This is a genomic window from Catenulispora sp. MAP12-49 (assembly GCF_041262705.1).
In the GTDB taxonomy this organism is placed as follows: domain Bacteria; phylum Actinomycetota; class Actinomycetes; order Streptomycetales; family Catenulisporaceae; genus Catenulispora.
Window position 1 is genome coordinate 706,154 of record NZ_JBGCCP010000002.1, and the last position, 8,914, is coordinate 715,067.

The 8,914-nt window shown below is 72.1% G+C and carries 7 protein-coding genes and 1 pseudogene; all 8 read left to right on the plus strand.

Annotation, left to right across the window (positions count from 1 at the left end):
- Positions 1–61 precede the first annotated feature (61 nt).
- Positions 62–949, plus strand: a pseudogene (locus tag ABIA35_RS07125) (glycosyltransferase 87 family protein); the annotation flags it as partial.
- A 309-nt stretch (positions 950–1,258) separates the two neighbouring features.
- Entirely contained in the window at positions 1,259–1,912 is a 654-nt protein-coding gene (locus tag ABIA35_RS07130) for a glycosyltransferase family 2 protein (RefSeq protein ID WP_370357413.1), read from the plus strand.
- Positions 1,909–2,622: a DUF2064 domain-containing protein gene (locus ABIA35_RS07135; RefSeq protein WP_370357381.1), complete on the plus strand. Its 714-nt coding sequence runs from the start codon at positions 1,909–1,911 to the stop codon at positions 2,620–2,622. Before ABIA35_RS07130 ends, ABIA35_RS07135 begins: the two co-directional genes overlap by 4 nt.
- Positions 2,619–3,272, plus strand: coding sequence for a class I SAM-dependent methyltransferase (locus ABIA35_RS07140; protein ID WP_370357382.1), 654 nt, complete (start codon positions 2,619–2,621; stop codon positions 3,270–3,272). The genes ABIA35_RS07135 and ABIA35_RS07140 overlap by 4 nt, the downstream gene beginning before the upstream one ends.
- A 56-nt stretch (positions 3,273–3,328) precedes the next feature.
- Positions 3,329–4,396 (plus strand): NAD-dependent epimerase/dehydratase family protein, encoded by a 1,068-nt coding sequence (locus tag ABIA35_RS07145; protein ID WP_370357383.1) that lies wholly within the window; start codon positions 3,329–3,331, stop codon positions 4,394–4,396.
- Positions 4,397–4,407: 11 nt separating this feature from the next.
- Entirely contained in the window at positions 4,408–5,226 is an 819-nt protein-coding gene (locus ABIA35_RS07150; RefSeq protein WP_370357414.1) for a purine-nucleoside phosphorylase, read from the plus strand.
- A gap of 897 nt (positions 5,227–6,123) precedes the next feature.
- Entirely contained in the window at positions 6,124–7,995 is a 1,872-nt protein-coding gene (locus ABIA35_RS07155) for a flavin monoamine oxidase family protein (protein ID WP_370357384.1), read from the plus strand.
- Between the two features lie 32 nt (positions 7,996–8,027).
- Positions 8,028–8,180: a hypothetical protein gene (locus ABIA35_RS07160; protein ID WP_370357385.1), complete on the plus strand. Its 153-nt coding sequence runs from the start codon at positions 8,028–8,030 to the stop codon at positions 8,178–8,180.
- Positions 8,181–8,914 lie beyond the last annotated feature (734 nt).

Sequence of the window (8,914 nt, forward strand, 5' to 3'; positions counted from 1 at the left end):
GCTGGTCAGTTCCCTGAGGCGGGCCTGGGCCACGGCGCTGACCATCGGCGGCGCGGCGGCGATGCAGCTCGCGGCACTGACCGCGCCCCCGCGGTACTCCGACGACCTGTACCGGTACGTCTGGGACGGCCGGGTCCAGGCACACGGCATAGACCCCTACCGGTACGTCCCGGTCTCCTCGCACCTGGCGGGCCTGCGCACGCCGGATCTCTTCCCGGCCACCGCCGGCCTCGGGCACTGCGTGTCATCGGGTCCTGACATCACCGCCGGCTGCACCCTGCTCAACCGGCCGCTCGTGCACACGATCTACCCGCCGGTCGCCCAGGCCTACTTCTGGGCCGTGCACTGGTCGGGGCCGCGCGGCGTGCAGGTGTTCGCGGCGGTCGCGGCCGTGGTGGTCGCCGCCATACTCGTCCGCGGTCTGCCACGGCTGGGCGCCGACGCGCGGCAGGCGGTGCTGTGGGCCTGGTGCCCGCTGGTCGCGATCGAGGCCGGCAACAACGGGCACGTGGACGTCGTCGCCATGGCCCTGACCGCCGCCGCGCTGCTGGTCCTGGGAAACCGTCGCACGCTGACCGCGTCCCGGGCGGCGGTCGGGGGTGCGGTACTGGGACTGGCGGTCGCCACCAAGGTGACACCGGCGCTCCTGGTGCCCGCGGCGGTCCGGCGGCGTCCGCTGCCGTTGCTCAGCTCGCTGTCCGGCGTCGTGGTGGGCGTCTATCTCCCCCACGTGGCGGCCGTCGGCGGCGGCGTTTCCGGATTCCTCAGCGGCTACCTGAACGAAGAGGGCTACGACAGCGGTAAGCGGTTCGCTGTCCTGGACCTGATCCTGCCGACGTCCTGGGCCGCGCCGAGCGCGCTCGTCGTCCTCGCCGCCACGGCGGTGCTGGTCTGGTGGTACGCCGATCCGGCCCGGCCGTGGCACGGCGCGGTGGTCATGACCGGGGTCGCGCTGCTGGTCGCGGCACCGAGCTACGCCTGGTACGCGGAACTGCTGGTGCTGCTGGTCGCCTTCAGCGGCCGCACGGCCCTTCCCTGGCTCGCCGTGGTGTTCGCCGGGTACGCAGGGCAACTCGGGACGGGCCTGGGATGGACCTACGGCGCGGCAGCCCTCTTCGTCGCCGGAGCGTGGCTGGTGCGGCGGCGCACAGCTTCGAGCGCGGCGCGCGCCGCAGTCGCCGTCGTTCCTATCGTCCCCGACGTTGCCGACGTTGCCGACGTTGCCAGCGGCCAGGCCGCGGCCGAGGGCCCGGCGCCGATCGACGTGATCCTGCCGTGCCTGGACGAGGCGGCGGCGCTGCCGTTCGTACTGGGCCGCATGCCCGCACGGTACCGGGCGATCGTCGTCGACAACGGGTCCTGCGACGGGTCGCCCGAGGTCGCCGCGCGGCTCGGCGCCGTCGTCGTCCACGAACCGCGACGCGGGTTCGGCGCCGCCTGCCACGCCGGACTGCTCGCCGCCACCGCCGATGTCGTCTGCTTCCTGGACTGCGACGGTTCCTTCGACCCGGCCGATCTGCCCAAGGTGACCGCGCCGGTCCTGGCCGGGCAGGCGGACCTGTTCCTCGGGCAGCGCCGGCCGACGTCCCGGAGCGCCTGGCCGCCGCACGCCCGGCTCGCCAACCGGCTGCTCACGCACCGGATCCGCCGCACGACCGGCGTGGCGCTGCGTGATCTGGGGCCGATGCGCGCGGCCCGGCGGACGGCCCTGCTGGATCTGGAGATCACCGACCGGCGGTTCGGCTACCCGCTGGAGATGGTGCTCAAGGCCGCCGACGCGGGCTGGCACATCGGCCAGACCGATGTCCCCTACGCGCCGCGCACCGGGAAATCGAAGGTCACCGGCACGGTCGGCGGCACCGTCAAGGCCGTCGGGGACATGCGCAAGGTCTGGAAGGCGGCCACCGGATGAGCACTCTGATCGTCATCGCCAAGACCCCGGTGCCCGGCCGGGTGAAGACCAGGCTGACGCCGCCGTTCACGCCCCAGGAGGCCGCCGCGCTCGCCGAAGCCGCCTTGGCGGACACCCTGCGGGCCGCCCGCGAAACCGATGTCGAGCACCGACTGCTGGTCCTGGACGGCGTGCCGCGCACGGCGTGGCACCGGGACTTCACCGTGGTGCCGCAGGTCCCCGGCACCCTGGACCGGCGCCTGGCCGCCGCGTTCGCCCAGGCCGCGCTGCGCGATCCCGGTCCAGTGCTACTCGTCGGGATGGACACTCCGCAGATCACTCCCGACCTGCTCCGGTCCTGCCTGCCCGGCGCTGAGGACGCTGAGCACACCGAGGACACCGAGGGCACCGACGCCGCCGCGGACGCCACGCTCGGCCCCGCCGACGACGGCGGGTTCTGGTGTCTGGGGTTCCGGGAACCGCGCGGCCTGGATCTGGAGGCGCACCTGGTCGGCGTCCCGATGTCCACCGACCATACGGGCCGTGACCAGCTCGGCCGGCTCCGGGCCGCCGGCCTGAGTGTGCGGCTGGCGCCGACGCTGCGCGACGTCGACACCGTCGAGGACGCCGATCATGTCGCCGCGCTGGTTCCGGAGTCGCGGTTCGGCGTCCGGTTCCGGGACCTGCGGCAGCGGCTCGACGTCCCGGCCGGCACGGGGCCCCGACCATGAACGCGACCGTGAGCGCGACCGACCGGGCCTGGACCGCGAGTTCGGCCTATGCCGAGGCCCTCAGCGGCCCGGGACACCCGCTGGTGCTGCGTACCAGCACGGGCCGGACCCTGGAGTTGGACGCGGCGCGCTTCACCGCGGCGCCGGACCCGGTGGACCGCGCGGTGCTCGACCGCTGTCAGGGCCCGACCATCGACCTGGGCTGCGGGCCCGGACGGCTGGTCGCCGAACTGGCCCGGCGCGGCGTCCCGGCGCTGGGCGTCGACGTGGCCCCGGCGGCGGTGCTGCTGGGGCGGGCCGCCGGGGCCACGGTGCTGCGGCGCAGCGTCTTCGGCCGGCTCCCGGGAGCCGGCCGGTGGGCCCATGCCCTGCTGATGGACGGCAACATCGGGATCGGCGGCGACGCGGCGGCCCTGCTGGCCCGGGTCCGCGACCTGATCCGGCCCGGCTGCGGGGAGCTGGTGGTGGAGACCGAGGCCGAGGACGTCCATGAGAACCACGTCGTCACCTTCGACACCGGGGGCGAGCCGTTCGGCTGGACCCGGATCGGGACCGAGGCGCTGGCCGCGGTGGCCGCCGGCATCGGCCTGCGCAGCACCGAGCAGTGGTCGGCCGGCGAACGGCGCTTCGTGGCGCTGGCCACCGCATGAGACCAGTTCGTATCGAGGCCGGGCGCGAGCTCGGCGAGAAGGAGGTGTGAACCCTGATGAGAGTCCTGGTCACCGGCGCCGCCGGATTCATCGGATCGCACATCGTGACGGCGCTGATCGCCGCCGGCCACGAGGTCGTGGCGCTCGACGTGCTGCTGCCGGCCGTCCACCCCGACCCGGCGGCGGCCCGGGCCCGGCTGCCCGCCCCGGTCCGGCTGACCGAGGCCGACGTCCGCGACCCCGCGGCGGTCGCCGAGGCGCTCACCGGCGTCGACGCGGTCTGCCACCAGGCGGCGATGGTCGGACTCGGCGTGGATCTGGACGACGCGCCGCTCTACGCCGGCTGCAACGACCTCGGCACCGCCGTGCTGCTCGCGCAGATGGCCCGGGCCGGCATCAGGCGTCTGGTGCTGGCCTCGTCGATGGTCGTCTACGGCGAGGGGCGATACGACTGTCCGCAGCACGGACCGACCGCCGCCGCACCGCGGCAAGAGTCCGATCTGGCCGCCGGCCGGTTCGAACCGGGCTGCCCGCGCTGCGGCGACGGGCTGGTACCCGGGCTCGTCGAGGAGACGGCGGGGATCGACCCCCGCAACGTCTACGCCGCGACCAAGGCCGCCCAGGAGTTCCTGGCCTCGGCCTGGGCAAGGGCCTGCGGCGGGAGGGTGGCCGCGCTGCGCTACCACAACGTCTACGGGCCCAGGATGCCGCGCGACACGCCCTACGCCGGCGTGGCGGCGATCTTCCGCTCCGCACTGGCGGCCGGCCGCGCCCCGCTGGTGTTCGAGGACGGCGGTCAGCGCCGCGACTTCGTCCACGTCCGGGACATCGCCACCGCCAACGTCGCAGCCCTGGAGTGGACGTCCGCCGCGCCGGCCGGGACCTTCCGGGCCTTCAACGCCGGCAGCGGCACCCCGCACACCGTCGGCGAGCTGGCGGCCGGACTGGCCGCCGCCGTGGGCGGGCCGGCGCCGCGGCACACCGGGCAGTACCGGCTGGGGGACGTGCGGCACGTCACCGCGTCCAACCAGCGGCTGCGCGAGGAGCTGGGATGGGCGCCCGCCGTCGGGTTCGCCGAGGGGCTCAAGGAATTCGCCAACGACAGTAGCCAGGAGCCACGATGACGACCGCTGACATCCGCCTCGCCGCGCAACCCGCAGTGGACGATCCATACCGGCGGGCACGCACCGCCGCCGAACGGCTCGTCGATCTGGCCGGACCGCACGATCTCGCCGTCGTGCTCGGCTCCGGCTGGTCGGAAACCGTCGAAGCGCTCGGCCCGGCGGAGCACGAGATCCCGTACACGCAGCTCCCCGGATTCGCCGCCCCGGCAGCGGTCGGACACAGCGGCCGGCTCCGGACCGTCAAGATCGCCGGACACCGCGTCCTGGTCCTGCGCGGGCGCACGCATCTCTACGAAGGCCGCGGCGTCAACGCGGTCGTGCACGCGGTCCGCACCGCGGTCGCCGCCGGCTGCGGAACGATCCTGCTGACCAACGGCAGCGGCGGCCTGCGCACCGACCTGCGCCCCGGCCAGCCGGTCCTGATCAGCGACCACATCAACCACACCGGCGAGTCCCCGATCCGCGGAGCGAATTTCGTGGACCTGACCGACCTGTACTCGCCCCGCCTGCGCCGCCTGGCCCGCACCGTCGCACCGGACCTGGCCGAGGGCGTCTACCTGGGACTGCGCGGACCCCAGTTCGAGACCCCGGCGGAGATCAAGATGTTCCGCGGCTGGGGCGCCGACCTCGTCGGCATGTCCACCACCCTGGAGGCCGTCGCGGCCCGCGAAGCCGGCGCCGAGGTCCTCGGCGTCTCGCTGGTCACCAACCTCGCCGCGGGCATGACCGGCGAGCCGCTGTCCGCACAGGAGGTCATCGCGACCGGCGACGCCTCGGCGGGCCGGCTCGGCGAGCTGCTGCACCGCGTCATCGCACGGGTCTGTGCCTGATAGAGGGTCTGTGCCTGATAGAGAGTCTGTGCCTGATAGAGGGTCTGTGCCTGATAGAGGGTCTGTGCCTGATAGAACGTCTCTGTCTGACCTCAGTCGACGATGTCGACCCGTCGGAGGTGAACTCGATCTCGTGCGTGAAGTGCCGATGGTCTCGGCGAACTCGGCCCCCGTCACCTCGTTGGCCAGGCTTCCGTCGGGGTTGAAGAAGCGCAGGACGGCGTCCAAGCAGGTCGTCGAGAACCTCAGCCAGGTGGCACCGCCCGGTGAGCGGTTCGTGTCTCCGACATCAAGAAGGGCTGGGTCCTGTGGAGCCGGATGCACTTCCTGTTCCCCGTCCAAGGCGCGGAGAAGTTCGGCGTCTCGCCGCAGATCCCCGGCCAGGGACCGCGGAGCCGCCCTGTTCCGAATTGGTCTGGACGTCTTCACGGCGCTTGGAAAATCGGTCTGTCCCCCGCGCCACCCTGAATCCCCAGTTCAGTCCGCCGCGCTGTGGATCGAGCAGGCCGTGCTCGCCGTGGTCGCGGCGGCGATCGGGGTCTGATCCCCGCAGGCGCCGCGCCATCCCGAGCTAGGGTTGCGCAGATGGCTGTGCTGAACAACGCCGCTGCATACTTGATCCAGGGCGGAGAAATGGCAGCGATACTTCAGCGCCCGCGTTCAGAAGCCGGTCTTCAGCAGTCCCTGCGAGCTGCACCGGCTCCGGCCACCACGACACCCTCGGGCCCGCGCGCAGAGGCGTCATAGCGCCGCAAGTGCCGCCGCCCCATCGCAGCCCTCATCAGCACCTACGTCGCCGCACACCCCCGTGCCGGGATACCCGCACGCCATCAGCCGTAGCGCGGGCCTGGCCATCGCGTGCCGACCGCTCTGGCAGAGGACAGAGAGAAGAACACCGTGAAGATCAGAATCTCGAGTCGACCCGGCATGCCCGAAAACGCCGGGGCTTCCGAAGGCGCCGACCGGTCCGAGAACACCGGCGTGACACGGCGCGCGCTGGTCGGCGGTGCGGCCGCCGCCACGCTGGGTCTGCCCGTCGCCACCGCCTTCGGGCTCCCCGCCTCCGACGCCGCCGCCACCGTGCCGCGGACCGACTACCCCGGCGGCGGGGACGAGGCAACGTCCCGGGATCTGGCTCGCAAAGTCCTGCTGGTCAGCGACGACGAGCAGAGCGACCTCAAGCTCGACTATCTCAAGATCCTGATCGACGGCCGGCTGCCCGCGCCGACGGCGCGCAAGCGGGTGCTGATCGTCGGGGCCGGCGCGGCCGGGCTGACCGCGGCGCGCCTGCTCACCGCGGCCGGGCACGACGTGGTGATCCTGGAGGCCAACGGCAACCGGGTCGGCGGGCGGATCAAGACCTTCCGCGGCATCTTCTCCGACCCGCGCCTGCACGCCGAGGCCGGTGCCATGCGCCTGCCCGACGCGCACCCGCTCGTCCTCGCGCTCGGCGACAAGCTCGGCCTGACCCGCCGCCTGTTCTACAACGCCGACGTCGCCCCCGGCGCGGTGTCCACCGGCCAGATCCCGCCGGTGACATACACCTCCTTCACCGGCGAGACCTGGACCAACGGTCCGGGCGGGACGGTGTTCAGCGCGCCGCCGGCCACCGGGCTGTCCCTGATCACCTCGAACGGCCTGTCCCGGACCCGGAACGCGTACGCGCAGAATCCGAGCGCGTTCAACAGCCTGTTCGGAACGAATCTGGCTACCACGACCACGGCCGCGGCGAACACGGCGTTCGCTCCTGTGCTCGTGTCCAACAGTGCGCCGATCGCGGCGCAGTTGGCCGGCTGGACGCAACTCTTCCGCGACTTCGACGCCTACTCCACAAAGCGGTACCTGATCGAGAACCAGGGATGGGATACGGCCCGGCTACAGGCCGTCGGTACCGTGGAGAACCTCACTTCCCGCCTGCACTACTCGCTGATCCCGACCTTGTTCGACCACGCGCTGATCAACCCGACGAGCCGGTACTGGGAGTTCGAGAACGGGACCGCCTCCCTCACCGACGCCCTCGCGGCCCCGCTGAAGGACCTGATCCGCACCAATCGCAGGATGACCAAGCTCGTCCAGGACGGGCAGGGAGTGAGGATCGAGACCACCGCCGAGTCGGGCAGTGAAGACTCCTGCGACGGCGCGCCGATCGGCCCGGTCGAAACCTTCCACGGCGACTACGCGATCATCACCATTCCCTTCAGCGCCCTTCGCTTCTGCCAGTTCGAGCCGCTGATGTCCTACCCCAAGCGGCGCGCGGTGGAGGAACTCCACTACGACAACGCGACCAAGGTGCTCCTCGAGTTCAAGACGCGCTTCTGGGAGCGCGGACCCGGCGGTTTCACCGGCGGCGGCAACATCTCGGACTACCCGAGCCGCTTCACCTACTTCCCCTCGCACGCGCCCCAGGGATCCCGCGGCGGCGTGGTGCTCGCGGCCTACTGCTGGTCGGACGACGCGATGCGCTGGGACTCCCTGACCCAGGGCGAACGCTACGCACTCGCCCTGGACGACATGGCTCGCATCTACGGAACGCAGGTCTACACCGAGTTCACCGGCGTCGGCGCGACTCAGTCCTGGGCCAGAGCCCGCTACGCCCTCGGCGAGGCCGCCGTCGTGACACCCAGCCAACTGCACGAACTGCACCCGGCCACGCGCACCGTCGAGGGTCGCGTGCACTTCGCGGGCGAGCACACAAGCCTCAAGCCGGCCTGGATCGAGGGCGCGCTGGAATCCGCGGTGCGCACTTTCCTCGAAGTGCACGCACGCTGATCCAGCCGTCTTGGTGCGCTCCGTTCTTCACCGTGTTCTCGCCGGTCCGGCTCGACGCGCTGCCGCCGGTGCCGTCCGTACCAGCCACCGACGAGTACGCGGCGCAGGCGATGTGCGGTGGCGCCGTCGACTCTCCCGCGGCGGCCGGCCAGATCACGGCGGCGGTGCGCGGACGCGGGAGCTGAAGCGGCGAGGCGGTGGGTCCGAATCTCTTCGCACCCACCGGGCGAGCGCAGCAACCCCAGGTCATCGACCTGGGGTTTTGCGTTTCGCCACGCTGTTTACAGCATCACGCCCGAACCCCCGCTCTGCGGACCTCCGGCGCGGGATCGGCGAGGTAGTCCGCGATCTGGCCGCATCCGGGGTCGTCCTCCGCGAGGGCAAGCAGAGCCAGGATCCGCGCCCGGCTTGGCAGGTTGCGAGAGGCGCCGAACTCTCGGAAGCGCGCGTAACAGAAAAGTGGGCGAGTTCCGCCAGTCCGGCCGAGCGATGCTGCACGTTTGTTTTCGGCGCCCCTGACTCATGTGTGGCTGGTTGCGGTTTGTTTGTGGGCTGATAGTCACAGGCGTTTCTTGACGGCTTCGCGCACGGTTTACGGGATCCGCTGGTGGCGCGGGTCGGGGGTGGTGCTGGTTTCGCGGGGCGGCGGTGGTGTGGGTAGGTGGTCGGCTCTACTGCGACAGTCAAGAGCAAGAGCGACAGTCAAGAGCGCCTCCGGCGGCGCCTACGCGGCGAGCGGCCTCGCTCCGGGGAGGGGGGGCCGCGCTGCTGGCTGCCGGTCGCTGCTTGTGGTCGCCTCTGTCCCGGATTCCCCGCCGCATCAGCGCCCGGAGGGAACCATCCCGGCCTGGGCGGTGTCAAGCCGGATCACACGCTGCTGTGGTTGCGCCTCGTCCGGCTGGACACCGCCCAGTCCGGG